We start from the raw sequence: 17,518 nt of genomic DNA, 5'->3' as shown, positions 1-17,518 counted from the left end.
CTTTACCCATCGTCCAGCGTTGGCCCGCCGGTATCGGTCACAAGGCCCACATTGGAAAACCCACCTGCATTCAGCGCGCCCATGACCTGCATCACTTGCGCGTAAGGAATGGCCCCATCCGCGCGCAGGAACACACGATCACTGCTGCGTTCTGCCGCAATGGCGCGCAGGCGACCAATCAACTCTTCGCGCTGAACGTCCGTGGTCTGGATTTGAACCCGGCCATCGGCGGTCAGGGTCACGGTCAGCGGCTCTTCGTTATCACCGGGCAAAGCACTGGCGGCGGTCTTGGGCAGATCGACCGGCACACCGACCGTCAGCAACGGGGCTGCCACCATAAAGATAATCAGCAGCACCAGCATCACGTCCACAAAGGGGGTCACGTTGATCTCAGCCATCGGCTGCGCGCGCCCGCGCCGCCGCCCACGCCTGCGCCCATTCCCGCCTGAGCTTTGCTGAACCGCCGCACCCATGGCTCAGCTATCCAACTGACGCGACAGGATGGTGGCGAATTCGTCGGCAAAGGCTTCATACCCGCCAACGATCCGGTCACTATCCGCGCTGAGCTTATTGTAGAAAATCACCGCCGGGATCGCGGCCAGCAGGCCCAGACCCGTGGCCAGCAGCGCCTCGGCGATACCGGGGGCCACAACGGCAAGGTTGGTGTTTTGCTGCTCGGCAATCTCGATGAACGCATTCATGATGCCCCAAACCGTCCCGAACAGCCCGATAAACGGGGCCGTCGAACCCACTGTCGCCAGAATGGGCAGACCTTTTTGCAGCCCTTCGGCCTCTTTCGCGATCGCCACATCCATCGACCGGTCGATCCGCGCGGTGGCCCCAGCAATCAGCCCGCCATCGGTCCGGTGCGAGCGTCGCCACTCGATCATGCCCGCCGCAAAAATCTTTTCGGAACTGCCGTCGGGCTGGGTTCCGGTCTGTTCGAACAATTCATCCAGAGGGTTCCCGGACCAGAAGCTTTCGTCAAACACCTGCGCCTCGCGCCGCGCGGCCCGGTAGTTGATCAGCTTCTGAACGATAATGCCCCAGGACCAGATCGATGCACCGATCAGCATCAGCATCACCAGTTTGACGATAAAAGTCGCGCGGGCATACAGCCCCCACATGGAGAAATCGATCTCCTGCGCCAGCGCCAGAGTTTCAGCTTCCATGAACCTGCTCTTTGTTTTGCCTGATGGCCATTTGGCCTTGTTTTGCCAAACGCTAACGCAGATGGATGTGAAAAGCCAACAGAACCACCCAGAGGGGCGAAATTGTTACATCAATGCGCGAATCTCTGCCGGAAGACGCACCGGCTTGCCTTCGGCATTCATGCACACGGCAGTCACCTCGGCCCGAAAAACCTCGGTCTCACCGCGTTTAACCAGCTGAGACATCGTCAGCCGCGCACCCGACAGTGAAACCATCTCGGTCTCGACAACCAGCTCATCCTCAAAGCGAGCCGCCGCAAGATAATCCGCCGCGATCCGCCTTACGACCCAAACAATGCCGGCATCCCGCATCGCGTTCTGATCATTGCCCAGCTTGCGCACCCAGTCCGACCGGGCACGTTCGATGAACTTCAGGTAGTTCGCGTGATAGACTACCCCGCCCATATCGGTGTCTTCATAATACACGCGAATGGGATACAGGTGTTTCATTGCGGCAGCTCCAATCTGGCAAACAGGCGCAACGCATGCGAGCGGTCCTGCGCGGCCCTCGGCAAGACAGGATCGTAGGCGGCGCGGATCAGTGCGGCAATATCGGGCCGCAGGATCGTTGCGTCACCGGCAATGGCCAACGGCGATTGGCTGCGAAAAGCGGCATCCGACCACAACAGAATCGTTTGCACCACCTGGCTCAGCGCCAATGTCTCTGCCGGAACCTTGGACAATTCCTTGTCCATCCGCAGGAATACAAAAGCCGCCCGGATGGCCCCGTCTTCTTCGAAGCGGAAAATACGGTACTGATTTGCGTCAGCCGCGACCAGACGTTCGACCAGCGGGGCCAGATCAGGGATCAAGCGATCCAGATCAGGCACCTCCAGCAGCTCCTGCCAGTCGCGGAAGAAAAAGACCATGCAATTGGCCCCCAGTTCGGGATCGGTTTCGGCCATCATATGGCCCGCCAATGTCACAACTGCCTCAAACGCCCCTTTAACGGTGGCCAAGGTCTCATCCTCAACCCCAAACACAATCGGCACAATGGGCCGCCCCCAGCGCGCAAACAGAAACTCTCCGCTCTCGCGGGTAAACAGCGCCTCGATCTGATCCGGAGTCACGCCCGCCCCTTCATCTTTTCAAAAATACTCCCGCCGGAGGCATAAAATCTAAAGCGCGCGGTATCAACCAAACAGATCGCTCTGTCCCTTGGGGGCAGCCATCCCCAAATGCGTCCACGCCTTCTGCGCCAACATCCGTCCGCGTGGTGTCCGTTGGATCAGGCCTTGCTGCAACAGATAGGGCTCAATCACCTCCTCCAGCGAATCCCGGCTTTCGGACAAGGCCGCCGACAGGGTTTCAATCCCCACGGGCCCACCCGCATAGTTCTCGGCGATCAGCTTCAGATACCGCCGATCCGCGCCATCCAGCCCCAGATTGTCGACCCCCAGCCGGGTCAGCGCTCCATCGGCCAATTCGCGGGTGATCCGCCCGTCGCCCTCGACAATGGCAAAATCCACCACCCGGCGCAGCAACCGCCCCGCGATCCGAGGCGTACCGCGCGACCGTCGCGCAATCTCGCGCGCGCCTTCATCATCCGCCGGAGCACCCAGCTTGCGGGCATTGCGGGTAACGATCTCGTGCAACTCATCGACCGTATAGAACTGCAACCGCGTCGGAATGCCGAACCGGTCGCGCAGCGGTGTCGTCAGCAGACCCATGCGCGTGGTGGCCCCGACCAACGTAAAGGGCTGCAATTCGATCCGCACTGTCCGCGCGGCGGGGCCTTCACCGATCACCAGATCCAGCTCAAAATCCTCCATCGCCGGATAAAGCACTTCTTCGACCGCAGGGTTCAGGCGGTGAATTTCATCGATAAACAACACATCACGCGATTCCAGATTGGTCAGGATTGCCGCCAGATCCCCCGCCTTGGCCAGAACCGGCCCCGAGGTCATACGGAAATTCACCCCCAACTCACGCGCCATGATCTGCGCCAGCGTGGTCTTTCCCAACCCCGGAGGGCCATGGAACAGCGTATGATCCATCGCCTCACCCCGCTGTCGGGCCGATTGGATAAAGATGCGCAAGTTCGCACGCGCTTCGGCCTGACCAATGAACTCATCCAGCGCCTGCGGGCGCAGGGCGCGGTCATTGTCCTCGGGCATGGGCGCGGGGCGCAGGGTGGGATCAGCGTCTACCATTCACTCAGCCTTTCGGAGCCAGCAGTTTCAGCGCGGCGCGGATCAGATCAGCCTCACCCGCGTCGGGCAGGCTGGCCGCCGCCTCAGCCACGGCCGAGGCCGCATCCGACGGGCCATAGCCCAGATTGCCCAGCGCCGACAATGCCCCGGCCGAAGCCGCCGCCGCACCCGAAGCCGGTTTCGGTGCACGCCGCGGCGCAGGCGCAGGTTCGGCCTCGACCACCTCCAGCGCCGGTCCATCCATCGCTTCGGTCACAGTGCCGCCCATGGCCATCACGCCCGGGGCCTTGTCCTTGAGGTCCAGAACAATGCGCTGCGCCGTCTTGGGCCCGACCCCTTTGGCGGCCTTCACCGCGCCCCAATCGCCCAAAGCAATCGCGCGGCTCACGCCATCCGGCCCCAGCGCACTGAGAATGGCCAGCGAGACTTTGGCCCCAACGCCCTGCACGGAACACAGCAGGCGGTGCCACTCCTTCTCGACCAGCGACAAGAACCCATAGAGCTGCATCAGGTCCTCGCGCACGACCATGTCGGTGTAGATCGAGACCGCCTCACCGACCCCCGGCAGCGCCGCCATGGTCCGGTCCGAGCAATAGACGATGTAGCCCACCCCGCGCACGTCGATCAGAACGTGATCCGCAGCGCGATAATCCAGCCGTCCGGTGAGTTTGCCAATCATGCGCGCACCTCTTTCATCCGCGCCTGCGGAGCGGCCCCATAATAGGAATGACAAATCGCAATCGCCAGCGCATCCGCCGCGTCCGCGCCTTTGGGTGAACAGCCGGGCAGTTGCAGCTTGACCATGTGCAAGACCTGCTCCTTCTCGGCATGCCCGACGCCCACCACGGTTTTCTTGACCCGATTGGGGGCATATTCCCCCACCGGCAGACCGGCCTGCGCCAGCGTCAGCAGCGCCACGCCGCGCGCCTGCCCCAGCTTGAGGGTCCCTGCCCCGTCCTTGTTGACAAAGGTCTGCTCAATGGCGGCCTGATCGGGCTGATGTTCGGCGATCACCTCGACAATCTGGTTATGCAGCGACAACAGCCGCTCACCCAGATCGTCGCCATCGGATTTACAAAGGCCATTGGCCACATGGCTCAGGCGGCTGCCCGTTGATTCGATGACGCCCCATCCCAAGGTCCTGAGACCCGGATCAATGCCCAGAATTCGCATGTTTTGCTTCGGCCTGCTCGGGTTTATGTGATCTTTTTTCACCGATTAGCACGAAGCGTGAACATTTTCCAAGGAAATCGGCGCATGGGTGAAACGCGACATCCATGTCGCACACGCAGCATCGCGGTCTGTTTGCGACAGCAGCCGTCCCGTTTTCGACGCTTTCCTAAGCCGAATTTCACCAATGATTTAAGGGTTTTTCAGCAATCCGGAGCTTTGCAAAAAACGCATAGGACACATGCAATTTCTGCGCTTGTAAGAGGCAATACCCATCTCTAGATGCCCGTCAGATCGCAAGATCAGATTTTAACGCAAACCAGAAGGAACAGGATATGGCTTCGCTGGACACCACCCAAATCACCACCGGCTCGTTCGGCCTTGTTGGCCGTATCGGTGCCGCATTCGCCTCGGTCGTCAATGCCGTCGTCGAATGGAACGACGCCCGCGCCACGCGTGACGTGCTGAACGGTCTGACAGACCGCGAACTGGATGACATCGGCCTGTGCCGCGGCGATATTGACGCCGTTGCTGAAACGCGCCGCTAAGGGTTTCGACCACCACTCACATGCCCCCTCGCGTCCCTGAGGGGCAAAGAAAAACACCGTATGCTGATAGGCATACGGTGTTTTTATTGGTAACGGACGTTGGCCCTTAGAACAAAACCTTGTTCAGTTGCGTCGCAAAAAACGCAGTCACCGGATCGGCTTGCATGATCCAGGCGCCAGCCTGTTCGACAGGGGTCCCCTGGTTCAAACTGTCAACGCGCGTCTCATAGGCCGAAGGGCCGAGATGTGACAGCAAGAAAGCCTTGAAGCCGAAAAAGCCAAGCAGGCACAGCAACAAGACCTTGGCCGGGATAGCCGACCGAACACGCTGAGGTTTCATCACCACCAGCCCATCCGAGCGCATCGTGGCCCGATAGCCCCGGCTAAGTTTCTGGTGTTTTTTGTTCAGACGCGTGACGCGCTGATCGAATTCCAGTTGTTTTCCAGTCATGGCAGCCTCCGAAAACCGCCCCCCGATTGCATCCAGTAACGGTAGGTAGAGATTGCGACAAAAGCGTGGCGAAAATCCACAAAACTCCTGTAAATGGCCTAATTTCCGCCCTGATTGCTTAAGATTAGCGTCGTCCATTCGCCAATCTCGTCCCTGCGCGCCAGATTGAACCCGTTTTGTAGATAAACCGAGATCACATCATCGGCCTGCTCGTTGAGGATTCCCGACAGGATCGCCTGCCCTCCATTGCGCAGATTCGCTGCAATCTCGGGGGCCAGAGCCACCAGCGGTCCTTTCAGGATATTGGCAAAGATCAGATCATAAGGCGCATGGGCCTGCAGGTCGGGATGATCGAAACCAGCAGCCTCAACACAGCGCACCGCGCCGGACATGCCATTGGCCTTCAGATTGGCCTCGGCCACATCCACGGCGACCTGATCAATGTCGCTGGCGATGATGTCACCGTCCCAGACCCGCGCGGCAGCCATGGCCAGAACGGCGGTACCGCAACCGATATCGGCCACTTTGCGCGCCTCGAACCCCTGATCCAGCAGGGCGTCCAGCGCCTTCAAACAACCCAGCGTCGTGCCGTGATGGCCGGTGCCAAAGGCCATCGCGGCCTCGATCAACAGGGGGATGCGGCCCTCGGGCAGCTTGTCGGCGTCGTGGCTGCCATAGACAAAGAACCGCCCGGCCTCGACCGGGGCCAGTTCGCGCCGCACATGGGCGACCCAATCGGTTTCGGGCAGTTCCGAGACCACAAAGGGCTTGGCGTCGAACGCAGCCGCAAGAACAGCCAGAGCGGTGTCATCAGGGGCCTCGGTGAAATAGCCGCCCACTTCCCACAGGCCCGAGCCGTCTTCGACCTCGAACACGCCGACGCCGGTGGGTTCGGGGATCAGACGCTCCATCGCTTCGCCCAGGCCTTCGGCGGCTTTCTTGCCGGTCAGGGTGGTGAGGGCGGTGAATGTGGGCATGGGGGCCTCCTGTCTGCAACGTGCCCCTGCGCCTAGGGCGGTGGGGCGACAACGTCAAGCGCACTTATTCGGCGGGGGCCGGGGCGTATTTCGACAGGATCGTTTCGTTGCCCGGCGCCGGGTGACGCGGGATCAGCAGCGACAGGGCCAGCGAAATCAGCGCCATCGCAGCCGCCAGACCGAACACCGCACCCGGAGACACCACCCACAACAGCCCCAGCAGCGCGGGTAGGAACACGGCGGCGATATGGTTGATGGTAAAGGCCACGGCGGCGGTGGGTGCGATATCCGCCGGATCGGCGATTTTCTGGAAATAGGTCTTCAATGCCAGCGCCAGCGCGAACAGCACATGGTCGATCACATAAAGGATCGCCGCCAGCAGAACGCCCCAGCCAAACCAGTAGATGCCGCCATAAGCTGCAAACACGATGGCAAGCCCGGTGTATTCGAAGATCAGCGTGCGGCGTTCGCCAAACATCGACACCGCCTTGCCCAGCATCGGCGCGGCCATCATGTTGATCATCAGGTTGATCAGGTAGAGGCTGGTGAGTTCATGCACCTCGAACCCGAATTTCTCGACCATCATGAAGCCCGCAAAGACGATGAATATCTGCCGCCGCGCACCGGCCATGAACTGCAGCGCGTAATACAGCCAGTAGCGGCGGCGCAGGATCAGTTTTTTGGTCTGCGGCGTGGGGGCGTCGAATTGCGGATAGGCCAGAAGGCAGAACAGCGCCAGCAGCGCCGTCAATCCGCCTGCGGCCATGAAAACAGTGTTGTAAGACAGATCAAACCGGTCCCATGTCAAGACAATCAGCCCATATACCACCATGGTCGAGGCTGACCCCGCCGCCACCATCCACCCCAGCATCTGAGGCGCGCGGTCCTTGGGCAGCCATTGCAACTGCAGCGATTGGTTGACCGTTTCGTAGTAATGAAAGCCGATCGAGCTGATCAGCGTCACGAACAGCAAACCGCCCAGGCTGGGAAACCAAGCCGTCACCGCCGTCGCCAGGCCCAGCATCAGCAGCGAGATCATCGCCAGAACCTGTTCCCGGACAAAAAGGATCACGGCGATCACGCCGATGGCCAGAAAACCCGGAATCTCGCGCACGGTATGCAGCAGGCCAATGTCGGCGCCGTCGAAATTGGCGGCCTCGATGACAAAATTGTTCAGCAGCGCGCTCCACGCGTTAAAGGCGATGGGCATGGTCAGAGCCATCACAAACAACAGCGTCATCGGGCGGCGCCAGAACGGAAGGCCTTTCGCCTCGGACAGGGGCATGGGGTGCAGCATTCGTCCCCTCTACGCCCATTTCGCCGGATTGACGAGGGGCAAGCAGCGCCCGCACAAAGTCTGTGCACAGGTCAGTAGAAGCTTTGCGGATCGATATCGACGGTCAGGCGTATGTCGCCCTTCAGGCGCAGCGGAGCAATCCAGCGGGCGATGGCGTCCTGTATCGGCGCGCCTTTAGGGGCTTTGACAAGCAGGCGCACCCGATGCCGCCCTCGGATACGCGCAATCGGTGCGGGTGCTGGTCCGAACACCTGTGCATCCACCGCGCGCAAAGGCGCATCGTTTCGCGCCATGGCGTTGCCGATATCAAAGACGGGCGCAACCTCGGGGCCGGACAGAACGATCCCGGCCATGCGGCCATAGGGCGGCACACCCGCCGCCTGCCGCGCGGCGGCCTCGGCTTTCCAGAACCCTTCCTCGTCACCCGACAGAATCGCGCAGATCACAGGATGCTCGGGCTGGAACGTCTGCAGCAGCGCCTGCCCCGGCTTATCGGCCCGCCCCGCGCGACCCGCGACTTGCCGCATCAGCTGAAATGTCCGCTCGGCAGCGCGCAGGTCGGACCCGTGCAGGCTGAGATCGGCATCGATCACGCCGACCAGCGTCAGCTTGGGAAAGTTGTGCCCCTTGGCCACCAATTGCGTGCCGATGACGATATCCGCGTCGCCCTCGGCAATTTCCTCGATCTTGGCTTTCAGCGCCCGGGTCGAGCCGAACAGGTCAGAGCTGAGCATCGCAATCTTGGCCTCGGGAAAGGTCGCCTCGGCCTCTTCCGCCAACCGTTCGATCCCGGGCCCGACGGGGGCCAGCTTGCCCTCGACCTTGCACGAGGGGCAGGCCTCGGGCATCGGCTTGGTCTCGCCGCATTGGTGGCACATCAGGCGTTTGAGAAACCGGTGCTCGACCATCCGCGCATCGCAATGATCGCAGGCGATCTGTTCGCCGCAGGCCCGGCACAGCGTCACCGGCGCATAGCCGCGGCGGTTGATGAACAGCAGCGATTGTTCCCCGCGTTCGATCCGCTGCCGCACCGCCTGACGCAAAGACGGAGAGATCCACGTCCCCGGCTGCATCTGCTCGGCGCGCATGTCGATGGGCTTCATCTCGGGCAGCACCGCCGCGCCGAACCGGGCCGTCAGATCGAGCCGCTCATACTTGCCCGCCTCGGCATTGGCCCAGCTTTCCAGCGAGGGCGTTGCGCTGGCCAACACCACCCGCGCGCCGCAGATCGCGGAACGCAACACGGCCATGTCACGGGCGCTGTAATGCACGCCATCTTCTTGCTTGTATGAGCTGTCGTGTTCCTCATCGACCACCACAAGCCCCAGATGACGGAACGGCAGGAACAGCGCCGACCGAGCCCCAACGACCAGTTGCGCATCCCCCTGGCCGACCATACGCCAAACCCGGCGGCGCTCGGTCATGGTCGCGCCCGAGTGCCATTCCGCCGGGCGCGCACCGAACCGCGCCTCGACCCGCGTCAGGAACTCGGCCGTCAGCGCAATCTCGGGCAGCAGAACCAGCGCCTGCCGCCCCATGCGCAGGGCTTCTGCTACGGCTTCCAGATAGACCTCGGTTTTGCCCGAGCCCGTCACGCCTTTCAACAGCGTCGTGCCATAGTCGCCCGTCCGCTGCCCGGCCTGTAGCCGCGCAACCGCAGCCGCCTGATCTTCGGTTAGCGCTTTCCCCGGCAGATCGGGGTCCAGACGCGGATAGGGCAAATCGCGCGGGCTGTCCTCTTCCCGCACCGCGCCTTGTTTGACCAAGCCTTTGACCACCGAGGACGTCACCCCGGCCTGCTCGGCCAGTTCTTTCAGCGTGAAAGCCAACCCGCCATAGTCACGCAAGACCTCCAGCACCCGCGTCCGCGCATCGGTCATGCGATCCGGCTGAGCCTCACCCAACCGGTAAACCTTGCGCATCGACGGCGGGTCACCCAGCCCCGGCGCGCGGGTCGCCAAACGCAGCATCGCAGGCATCGGCGTCAGCGTGTAGTCGGCCACCTTGCCCAGAAACACCCGCATCTCTTCCCGCATCGGCGCGACCTCAAGCACCCGGATCACCGACCGTGCCTTGGCTAGATCGAAACCACCCTGCCCCGGCCCCCAGACCACACCCAGAACCTTGCGCGGGCCCAGCGGCACCTCAACAAACGCACCCAGAAAACACCCGCCTTCGGGCGCTTTGTAATCCAGCGTCCGGTCCAGAGGCTGAGTGGTCAGAACAGCCACCAGCTCACCCTGATCGAAATACTCCTGCGCGCTCACCGCATCTCCTAACTGGGGGTTTCAGCATCGGTGTTATTGGGGTAAAGGCATCCGCGACCAAGGCCAACCCATCAAAGGACTGCCCTCATGAAATTCTTCGTAGACACAGCCGAGATCGACGCCATCGCCGAACTGAACGATCTGGGCATGGTGGACGGCGTCACCACCAACCCCTCGCTGATCCTGAAATCAGGCCGCGACATTCTGGAAGTCACCAAGGAAATCTGCGATCTGGTCGACGGCCCCGTATCCGCCGAGGTTGTCGCGACCGAAGCCGACGACATGATCGCCGAAGGCCGCAAGCTGGCCAAGATCGCACCGAACATCGCCGTGAAGGTGCCGCTGACATGGGCCGGCCTGAAAACCTGCAAAACACTCAGCGACGAAGGCCAGATGGTCAACGTGACCCTGTGCTTCTCGACCAATCAGGCGATTCTGGCCGCCAAGGCGGGCGCGACCTTCATCTCGCCCTTCATCGGCCGTCTGGACGATATCAACCTCGACGGCATGGACCTGATCGCCGATATCCGTCAGGTCTATGACAATTACGGGTTCGAGACCGAAATCCTCGCCGCCTCGATCCGCACCGTGAACCACGTGACCGACAGCGCCCGCATCGGCGCTGACGTGATCACCGCACCTCCGGGCGTCATCAAGAAGCTTGCCGATCACCCGCTGACCGACAAAGGTCTGGAAACCTTCCTCGCTGACTGGGCCAAAACCGGTCAGAAAATCCTCTGATCCCTGACGCTGCCGCGCGGTGCCGACAGGCACCGCGCCCGGCCCAACGGGCAAAGTTGATCTTTGATCAACGCACGACCAGCGGGAGCGCCCTGCCACATCACGGGCGAAATTCGCCTTTCACGTGCATTTTTCCCAAGGCAAATCGGTCAACCCGTGGTATAAGCCCGCAAAACAAAAAACGACCGGACGGGACATGAGCAGCGACCCCAAGCTAAAAGACAACCTGCGCGCCGCGATTCTGGCCGAGCCAGACGCCGTGCTGGATGACAAGGACCTGATGCAGGCCCTTGTGGCCGCCAACGAACAGGCCCGCGGCGACAACGTGATCGACCTGCGCGGCATCGCCATGCAGCGGCTGGAACAACGGCTGGACCGGCTGGAAGACACCCACCGCTCGGTCATCGCGGCTGCCTATGAAAACCTCGCAGGCACCAATCAGGTGCACCGCGCCATTCTGCGCCTGCTGGAACCCACCGTGTTCGAGGACTTCCTGCGCGCCCTCGGCAATGACGTGGCCGAGATTCTGCGCGTCGATCACATCACGCTGGTGCTTGAAACGACCGTGGTTCAGGATGACCCCGCCGTCAGCCAGTTGGGCGGCGTTCTAACCGTTGTCGAGCCCGGTTTCATCGACAACTACCTCAGCACCAACCGCAGCGGTTCCGCGCGCGAGGTCACCCTGCGCGAAATCAACCGCACCGACCCTCAGGTCTATGGCACGCAAGCCGGTGACCTGCGGTCCGAAGCCTGCCTCAAGCTGGACCTCGGCGCGGGCCGCCTGCCCGGCATGATCGTCATGGGGGCCCGCGATCCGCGACATTTCACCCCGCAGCTGGGCACCGACCTTCTGGCCTTCTTCGCGGGCGTCTTCGAACGGTCGATGCGCCACTGGCTGTCGTGAGCCTGATCTCTCCGGCCTGTCGCGACGCACTACAGCACTGGCTGGACAGTCTGAGAGCACTCGCGGGCCGGTCTGAGAACACCCTGAACGCTTATCGCAGCGACGTGACCGAGTTCCTGTCGTTCATGACCCTGCACCACAGCGAACGGCAGGGGCTGGCCGCGCTGGAACGTATCACCATTTCGGACATGCGCGCGTGGATGGCCGATCAACGCAATTCGGACGTGGGCGCGCGGTCGCTGGCCCGCAAGCTCTCGGCGGTCAAGACCTTCTACCGCTGGCTCGCCGAGCGCGAAGGGTTCGAACCCACCGCCGTCCTATCCACTCGCGCGCCCAAGTTCACCAAGAAACTCCCCCGCCCGCTGGCCGAAGACGCCGCCCGCGCCATGATCGACACGGTCGAGATGCAATCAGCCTCAGACTGGATCGCCGCCCGGGACGTGGCCGTCGTGACGCTGCTCTATGGCTGCGGCCTCCGCATCTCCGAGGCGCTGTCGCTCACCGGTAACGACGCACCCCTGCCCGCCTCTCTGCGTATCGTGGGCAAGGGCGGCAAAGAACGGGTCGTCCCTGTGCTGCCCGCCGCCCGTCTGGCGGTGGATCGTTATGTGAAACTCTGCCCCCACCCACAATCGCCCAACGCCGCGCTGTTTCGGGGCGCGCGCGGCGGTGCGCTGAACCCCGGCATCATCCAAGGCGTTGTCGCCAAGGCCCGCATGCAGCTTGGCCTGCCCGCGACCGCAACGCCGCACGCCATGCGCCACAGCTTTGCCACCCATCTGCTGTCCGCCGGAGGCGATCTGCGCGCCATTCAAGAGCTGCTGGGCCACGCGTCGCTGTCCACCACACAAGCCTACACCGCCGTCGATACCGCCCGGTTGATGGAGGTTTACAACCGCGCCCACCCAAAGGCCTGAGGCAAATGCGCTGTTCCCGCTTTTTGCTTTGCATCTGGGGCGCGCTTGGGCCATGACACGCCCATGACACTCCGGTTCAAAGCTCTTTCCGTTCATCTCTTCACCGCCACGGGCGCTGTCTTTGCGATGCTGGCCATGCTGGCCGCCGTCGAGGGAAAGTGGAGCCTGATGTATCTCTGGCTGGTCGTCTCATTCGTGGTCGACGGCATCGACGGGCCACTGGCGCGGCATTATCACGTCAAGCACAACGCCCCCGAGTTCGATGGCGTGCTGCTGGACCTGATCATCGACTATCTGACCTATGTGTTCATTCCCGCCTTCGCCCTGTTCAAATCGGGCCTGATGGACGGCTGGACCGGCTGGTTCGCCATCATCGTCATCACCTTTGCCAGCGCCATGTATTTCGCAGATACGCGGATGAAAACAAAGGACAATTCATTCTCGGGCTTCCCCGGCTGCTGGAATATGTTCGTGATCGTGATCTTCGCGCTCGAGCCCAATTTCTGGGTCATCCTGCTGCTGGTCACGTTGCTGTCGCTGGCGATGTTCCTGCCGCTCAGATTCATCCACCCGGTTCGCACCGAACGCTGGCGCACATTGTCGCTGCCGGTGGCCTTCGCCTGGACGTTCTTCGCCGGATGGGCCGCCTGGGTGGATTTCCACCCCGAAAGCTGGGCCCATTGGGGGCTGGTCGTCACCAGCCTCTATCTGGTCTCCGCCGGTATCGCGCAGCAGATGATCCCACCGCGCCGGGCCTAAAGAACTTCTTCGACCTCGAACTCGGTCCCGTTATGGGTGAAGACATCCCCCTCCTGCAGACCGGCCATCGCCAGATAGATGGGGCTTTGGGTTGAAATGCCCATATAGGTCTCACCGTCCACCTCAAACCGCGAGGTCGAGACACATACCACAAAGCGGCGATTGTTGAATCTGATCACTGCACCGGGCTGCACGGTGTCGGTCAGGCCGAAATCGGTGTTCTCGATCACATCTATTTTGGCGTGATGCGCCTGCACGGGCGCGTCGAACGCTGCTGCCAGATCGGCATTTTCGCGCGACGCAGCGATATCGTCCTTGTCATGCCCTTCCCGGTCATCCAGCTGAGAATCCCTCAGGAACGCATCGTAGTGCGCCTGGGCGGTGGCCAGTTCCTGTTCTTCCAAAGACATCAGACGATCAATGATAGTTTTCTTGCGGGCGGCGGAGGCGGTCTGACCGGTCATGCAATCTGGTCCTTCAAATTCTGTATTTTGTATAGGTTGGGGCTGCGCCCGGCCGATTGCAACAGCTATTTGCAGATCAGATCAACAGGCCAGCGGCTCCTTCATGGCGCAGCAAGGCCACTTTCGTTTCGACCCCGCCCTCGCCAGAGAACCCGCCAAGGCCCGTGGCAGACAACACCCGATGGCACGGAATGATCACAGGGATCGGATTTGCACCGCAGGCTTGCCCGACCGGCTGCGCGGGCTGACCCAACTGCTTCGCGATATCCCCATAAGTCAACGTGTCGCCAAAGGGGATGGCGAACATGATATCGCAGACCTGTTGCTGAAACGCCGACCCCGCAACGCGATATGGCAGATCGAACCGCTGCAGCCGCCCCGCGTCATAGGCCGCCACCTGTGCCGCCGCCTCGCGCAACAAAGCCGTCGCACGCCCCTCATCCCGACCATTCCAGACCAGACGGGTAATGGCACCCTCATGTTCCTCGAGGCCAAGACGTCCGAACTGCGTATCCACCGCGATCATAGGCATGGAAGTAAGGTGGCAGATGCTTCACAGCCCCTGCAACCCGAATCCTGACGATCCGTCCTTCATCTGGCCAAAAAATATCCCGGAGCGCGAGGCAGAGCCTCGCAAAAAGCCCTGCCACACGCGCTCCGATGCCAGATCAGCTCAACGCTTCATCACAGCGCCCGCACACAGCATCATGCGCGTGGCGCCCAACATCCGGCAGGATTTTCCAGCAGCGTTGACATTTCGCACCTTCGGCTTTCTCGAAAACCACACCGATCCCCTCAATCTCGGGCACGCGGAACGCTTCGGCCGGAGCCGGATCACCGGTGACCGTTAGACCTGACGTGATGCACAGATCATCCACGTCAAACGTTGCGAGCAGGTCACGGGTTTCCGCATCTTCAACATAAACGATGGGTGCGGCCTCCAGGCTGGAGCCGATGACCTTGTCCTGCCGCTGCAGCTCCAGCGCAGCCGTCACGGCACGGCGGACGCGCCGGACCTTGGCCATATTCGCTTCCAGATCGACATCCCGCCAATCGGCGGGCGTCTCAGGGAAGTCCACCAGATGCACCGAACTGTCATCGCCGGGGAACCGCTCAAGCCAGACCTCTTCCATGGTGAAGACCAAAACCGGAGCCAGCCATGTGGTCAGGCGGTGGAACAGGATATCCAACACGGTACGCGCCGCGCGACGGCGCAGGCTATCACCATCGCAATAGAGCGCATCCTTGCGGACGTCGAAGTAGAACGACGACAGATCGACCGTGGCAAAAGTGAACACGGCGCTGAACACGCCTTGGAAATCGAACGAGGCATAGCCTTTGCGCACCTGTTCATCCAATTCGGCCAGACGGCTGAGGACCCAACGTTCCAGACGCGGCATATCCTCGGGCGCAACCCGGTCTTCCTCGGTGAAGTCGGCCAGCGAGCCCAGCATGAACCGCATAGTGTTACGCAGACGGCGATAGCTGTCAGCGGTGCCCTTCAGGATTTCAGGCCCGATCCGCTGGTCGGCGGTATAGTCGGTCTGAGCCACCCAAAGGCGCAGAATATCGGCGCCGTATTGCTTGACGACCTCTTCCGGCACGATGGTGTTGCCCAGCGATTTGGACATCTTGTTGCCCTTGGCATCCAGCGTAAAGCCATGGGTCACTACGTTCCGATAGGGTGCCCGCCCCTTGGTGCCACAGGCCTGCAGCATGGACGAATGGAACCACCCGCGATGCTGGTCGGTGCCCTCCATGTAGACATCGGCGATCCCGTCCTCAGTCCCGTCCTCACGGTCCCGCAGAACAAAAGCGTGCGTCGAACCGGAGTCGAACCACACATCCAGCACGTCGAACACCTGGTCGTAGTCATCGGGGTTAACGATACCGTCGAGGATTTTCTCTTTGAACCCGTCGGCGTACCAGATATCCGCGCCGTCTTTCTCGAACGCGGCCTTGATGCGCGCGTTCAGTTCCTCATTGCGCAGCAGGTAATCCGCGTCGGTGGGCAGAGCACCTTTCTTGGTGAAACACGTCAGCGGCACACCCCATGCACGCTGGCGGGACAGAACCCAATCCGGGCGTGCTTCGATCATCGAATACAGGCGGTTGCGGCCCGTCTGCGGCGTCCATGTCACCAGCTCATCGATTGAGCGCAGGGCACGTTCGCGGATGGTATCCCCCATCTCGCCCATGCCATCGTCCAGCTTGCGGTCCACGGATGCAAACCATTGCGGCGTGTTACGATAGATGATCGGCGCCTTGGATCGCCACGAATGCGGATAGCTGTGCTTGATCTTGCCCCGCGCCAGCAGCCCGCCGACCTCGGCCAGCTTGTCGATGACCGCCTTGTTTGCGTCGCCCTCGCCACCCTTCCGAGACAGGATGTACTTGCCGCCAAAGAAAGGCAGATCGGCGCGGAACGAGCCATCGTCCATCACGTTATAAGTGATGACCTGCTCCAACATGCCCAGATCGCGATAAAGTTCGAATTCCTCCATCCCGTGCGAGGGCGCACAGTGAACGAAGCCGGTGCCTTCGGTATCGGTCACAAAGTCAGCCGCGCGGAAATCACGGATATCGTCCCATTCACCATTGCCACCTTCGGCACCGGCCAGCGGGTGGGTCAACTGGATCTTAGCCAGATCCTCCTGCGTGACATCGCACAGGCGTCGATACATGGAATCATCCAGCCGCGCCCGCGCAAACACATCCGCCGCGCGATCATCGGCCAGCAGATAACGCTCGCCAATCCGAGCCCAGCATTCCTCGGGGCGGCCTGTTACCTCATAGAGGCCATAGGAAATGTCTTCGCCATAGACCACCGCTTTGTTCGACGGCATGGTCCACGGCGTGGTTGTCCAGATCACCACGTAAGCGTTGTCCAGTGTCACATCACCAGTGTTAACCACCTTGAACTTCACCCAGATGGTAAAGCTTTCCTTGTCGTGATACTCGACCTCGGCCTCGGCCAGAGCCGTCTTCTCGATGGGCGACCACATCACGGGCTTGGAGCCCTGATACAAAGTCCCGTTCATCAGGAACTTCATGAACTCGTCGGCAATCACCGCCTCAGCGTGATAGTCCATGGTGATATAGGGATCGGGCCAGTTGCCGGTGATGCCTAGACGCTTGAATTCCTCGCGCTGGATGTCGATCCAGCCCTCGGCAAACTTGCGGCATTCCTGACGGAAGTCGACGATGTTCACCTCGTCCTTGTTCTTGCCCTTCTTGCGGTACTGTTCCTCGATCTTCCATTCGATCGGCAGACCGTGGCAGTCCCAGCCGGGCACATAGCGTGCGTCATGGCCCATCATCTGGTGGGAGCGTACGATCATGTCCTTGATCGTCTTGTTCAGCGCGTGGCCGATATGCAGGTGGCCGTTCGCATACGGGGGGCCGTCATGCAGGGTAAACGGCGTCCGGCCCTCTTTCTCGCGCAGGCGGTCATAGACGCCGATCTTTTCCCAGCGCTCCAGCCATGCAGGTTCGCGCTTGGGCAGGCCCGCGCGCATGGGGAAATCGGTTTTGGGCAGGTTCAGAGTGTCTTTGTAGTCAGGTGTCTCGGCGCACATTGGGGGCGTCCTCAGGATGGTCTTGTCGTCATGTGGATCGAAGCGGTCAGTGCGATATCTCAAGCACCTTTGCCCGGCGTC

At 61.5% G+C, this 17,518-nt stretch carries 19 protein-coding genes; 5 read left to right on the top strand and 14 right to left on the bottom strand.

Going from position 1 to position 17,518, the window contains the following annotated elements:
- Positions 1-2: 2 nt before the first annotated feature.
- The 7 genes from tolR to ruvC form a co-directional block, all read right to left on the bottom strand.
- Entirely contained in the window at positions 3-473 is a 471-nt protein-coding gene (gene tolR, locus ACR1XV_RS01005) for a protein TolR (protein ID WP_480528407.1), read from the bottom strand.
- Between the two features lie 3 nt (positions 474-476).
- Positions 477-1,172 (bottom strand): protein TolQ, encoded by a 696-nt coding sequence (tolQ, locus tag ACR1XV_RS01000; RefSeq protein ID WP_480528406.1) that lies wholly within the window; start codon positions 1,170-1,172, stop codon positions 477-479.
- 105 nt (positions 1,173-1,277) lie between these two features.
- Entirely contained in the window at positions 1,278-1,661 is a 384-nt protein-coding gene (gene ybgC / locus ACR1XV_RS00995) for a tol-pal system-associated acyl-CoA thioesterase (RefSeq protein WP_480528405.1), read from the bottom strand.
- On the bottom strand, positions 1,658-2,281 hold the full coding sequence (locus tag ACR1XV_RS00990) for a hypothetical protein (protein WP_480528404.1): 624 nt from the start codon (positions 2,279-2,281) through the stop codon (positions 1,658-1,660). The genes ybgC and ACR1XV_RS00990 overlap by 4 nt, the downstream gene beginning before the upstream one ends.
- Positions 2,282-2,344: 63 nt before the next feature.
- Positions 2,345-3,364 carry a Holliday junction branch migration DNA helicase RuvB gene (gene ruvB, locus ACR1XV_RS00985; protein ID WP_480528403.1) on the bottom strand — a complete coding sequence of 340 codons (1,020 nt, stop codon included), beginning with the start codon at positions 3,362-3,364 and terminating at the stop codon, positions 2,345-2,347.
- A 4-nt stretch (positions 3,365-3,368) separates the two neighbouring features.
- On the bottom strand, positions 3,369-4,043 hold the full coding sequence (gene ruvA, locus ACR1XV_RS00980) for a Holliday junction branch migration protein RuvA (protein WP_480528402.1): 675 nt from the start codon (positions 4,041-4,043) through the stop codon (positions 3,369-3,371).
- On the bottom strand, positions 4,040-4,537 hold the full coding sequence (gene ruvC, locus ACR1XV_RS00975) for a crossover junction endodeoxyribonuclease RuvC (protein ID WP_480528401.1): 498 nt from the start codon (positions 4,535-4,537) through the stop codon (positions 4,040-4,042). Before ruvC ends, ruvA begins: the two co-directional genes overlap by 4 nt.
- A gap of 332 nt (positions 4,538-4,869) precedes the next feature.
- On the opposite strand from ruvC, the gene ACR1XV_RS00970 reads away from it, so the two are divergent.
- Positions 4,870-5,082 carry a DUF1127 domain-containing protein gene (locus ACR1XV_RS00970; protein WP_480528400.1) on the top strand — a complete coding sequence of 71 codons (213 nt, stop codon included), beginning with the start codon at positions 4,870-4,872 and terminating at the stop codon, positions 5,080-5,082.
- Between the two features lie 106 nt (positions 5,083-5,188).
- On the opposite strand, the gene ACR1XV_RS00965 is transcribed toward ACR1XV_RS00970, so the two are convergent.
- The 4 genes from ACR1XV_RS00965 to ACR1XV_RS00950 form a co-directional block, all read right to left on the bottom strand.
- Positions 5,189-5,671, bottom strand: a complete 483-nt coding sequence (locus ACR1XV_RS00965; RefSeq protein WP_480528399.1) for a hypothetical protein — start codon at positions 5,669-5,671, stop codon at positions 5,189-5,191.
- Entirely contained in the window at positions 5,632-6,510 is an 879-nt protein-coding gene (locus ACR1XV_RS00960) for a 50S ribosomal protein L11 methyltransferase (protein WP_480528398.1), read from the bottom strand. The genes ACR1XV_RS00965 and ACR1XV_RS00960 overlap by 40 nt, the downstream gene beginning before the upstream one ends.
- 64 nt (positions 6,511-6,574) lie before the next feature.
- Positions 6,575-7,807, bottom strand: a complete 1,233-nt coding sequence (locus ACR1XV_RS00955) for an MFS transporter (RefSeq protein WP_480528397.1) — start codon at positions 7,805-7,807, stop codon at positions 6,575-6,577.
- Between the two features lie 71 nt (positions 7,808-7,878).
- Positions 7,879-10,074 (bottom strand): primosomal protein N', encoded by a 2,196-nt coding sequence (locus ACR1XV_RS00950; protein ID WP_480528396.1) that lies wholly within the window; start codon positions 10,072-10,074, stop codon positions 7,879-7,881.
- An 87-nt stretch (positions 10,075-10,161) separates the two neighbouring features.
- Here ACR1XV_RS00950 and fsa point away from each other — a divergent pair, with 87 nt between their 5' ends.
- The 4 genes from fsa to ACR1XV_RS00930 all read left to right on the top strand — a co-directional run bounded on the left by fsa (position 10,162) and on the right by ACR1XV_RS00930 (position 13,395).
- Positions 10,162-10,815, top strand: a complete 654-nt coding sequence (gene fsa / locus ACR1XV_RS00945) for a fructose-6-phosphate aldolase (protein ID WP_480528395.1) — start codon at positions 10,162-10,164, stop codon at positions 10,813-10,815.
- Positions 10,816-11,011: 196 nt separating this feature from the next.
- Complete coding sequence (locus tag ACR1XV_RS00940; protein WP_480528394.1) at positions 11,012-11,719, top strand: DUF484 family protein; 708 nt, start codon at positions 11,012-11,014, stop codon at positions 11,717-11,719.
- On the top strand, positions 11,716-12,636 hold the full coding sequence (locus ACR1XV_RS00935; RefSeq protein ID WP_480528393.1) for a tyrosine recombinase XerC: 921 nt from the start codon (positions 11,716-11,718) through the stop codon (positions 12,634-12,636). The genes ACR1XV_RS00940 and ACR1XV_RS00935 overlap by 4 nt, the downstream gene beginning before the upstream one ends.
- A 63-nt stretch (positions 12,637-12,699) precedes the next feature.
- Positions 12,700-13,395, top strand: coding sequence for a CDP-alcohol phosphatidyltransferase family protein (locus ACR1XV_RS00930; RefSeq protein WP_480528391.1), 696 nt, complete (start codon positions 12,700-12,702; stop codon positions 13,393-13,395).
- On the opposite strand, the gene ACR1XV_RS00925 is transcribed toward ACR1XV_RS00930, so the two are convergent.
- From ACR1XV_RS00925 to ileS, 3 genes are all read right to left on the bottom strand, one after another.
- Complete coding sequence (locus ACR1XV_RS00925) at positions 13,392-13,859, bottom strand: hypothetical protein (protein WP_480528390.1); 468 nt, start codon at positions 13,857-13,859, stop codon at positions 13,392-13,394. The two genes, ACR1XV_RS00930 and ACR1XV_RS00925, sit on opposite strands and share 4 nt — an antisense overlap.
- Positions 13,860-13,935: 76 nt before the next feature.
- Positions 13,936-14,391: a methylated-DNA--[protein]-cysteine S-methyltransferase gene (locus ACR1XV_RS00920; protein WP_480528389.1), complete on the bottom strand. Its 456-nt coding sequence runs from the start codon at positions 14,389-14,391 to the stop codon at positions 13,936-13,938.
- Between the two features lie 136 nt (positions 14,392-14,527).
- Positions 14,528-17,437, bottom strand: a complete 2,910-nt coding sequence (gene ileS / locus ACR1XV_RS00915) for an isoleucine--tRNA ligase (protein ID WP_480528388.1) — start codon at positions 17,435-17,437, stop codon at positions 14,528-14,530.
- Positions 17,438-17,518: the final 81 nt, after the last annotated feature.

This window comes from Ruegeria sp. AD2(2025), assembly GCF_056542385.1.
Note: the sequence above shows the minus strand (reverse complement) of the source record. Positions and strands in the feature narration are given on the sequence as shown.

What these genes read in the sequence shown, in the direction of transcription:
- tolR (WP_480528407.1), bottom strand. Translation starts at nt 473, where the DNA reads ATGGGTGCGGCGGTTCAGCAAAGCTCAGGCGGGAATGGGCGCAGGCGT.
- tolQ (WP_480528406.1), bottom strand. Translation starts at nt 1,172, where the DNA reads ATGGAAGCTGAAACTCTGGCGCTGGCGCAGGAGATCGATTTCTCCATG.
- ybgC (WP_480528405.1), bottom strand. Translation starts at nt 1,661, where the DNA reads ATGAAACACCTGTATCCCATTCGCGTGTATTATGAAGACACCGATATG.
- ruvB (WP_480528403.1), bottom strand. Translation starts at nt 3,364, where the DNA reads ATGGTAGACGCTGATCCCACCCTGCGCCCCGCGCCCATGCCCGAGGAC.
- ruvA (WP_480528402.1), bottom strand. Translation starts at nt 4,043, where the DNA reads ATGATTGGCAAACTCACCGGACGGCTGGATTATCGCGCTGCGGATCAC.
- ruvC (WP_480528401.1), bottom strand. Translation starts at nt 4,537, where the DNA reads ATGCGAATTCTGGGCATTGATCCGGGTCTCAGGACCTTGGGATGGGGC.
- ACR1XV_RS00970 (WP_480528400.1), top strand. Translation starts at nt 4,870, where the DNA reads ATGGCTTCGCTGGACACCACCCAAATCACCACCGGCTCGTTCGGCCTT.
- ACR1XV_RS00965 (WP_480528399.1), bottom strand. Translation starts at nt 5,671, where the DNA reads ATGGACGACGCTAATCTTAAGCAATCAGGGCGGAAATTAGGCCATTTA.
- ACR1XV_RS00960 (WP_480528398.1), bottom strand. Translation starts at nt 6,510, where the DNA reads ATGCCCACATTCACCGCCCTCACCACCCTGACCGGCAAGAAAGCCGCC.
- ACR1XV_RS00955 (WP_480528397.1), bottom strand. Translation starts at nt 7,807, where the DNA reads ATGCTGCACCCCATGCCCCTGTCCGAGGCGAAAGGCCTTCCGTTCTGG.
- fsa (WP_480528395.1), top strand. Translation starts at nt 10,162, where the DNA reads ATGAAATTCTTCGTAGACACAGCCGAGATCGACGCCATCGCCGAACTG.
- ACR1XV_RS00940 (WP_480528394.1), top strand. Translation starts at nt 11,012, where the DNA reads ATGAGCAGCGACCCCAAGCTAAAAGACAACCTGCGCGCCGCGATTCTG.
- ACR1XV_RS00930 (WP_480528391.1), top strand. Translation starts at nt 12,700, where the DNA reads ATGACACTCCGGTTCAAAGCTCTTTCCGTTCATCTCTTCACCGCCACG.
- ACR1XV_RS00925 (WP_480528390.1), bottom strand. Translation starts at nt 13,859, where the DNA reads ATGACCGGTCAGACCGCCTCCGCCGCCCGCAAGAAAACTATCATTGAT.
- ACR1XV_RS00920 (WP_480528389.1), bottom strand. Translation starts at nt 14,391, where the DNA reads ATGCCTATGATCGCGGTGGATACGCAGTTCGGACGTCTTGGCCTCGAG.
- ileS (WP_480528388.1), bottom strand. Translation starts at nt 17,437, where the DNA reads ATGTGCGCCGAGACACCTGACTACAAAGACACTCTGAACCTGCCCAAA.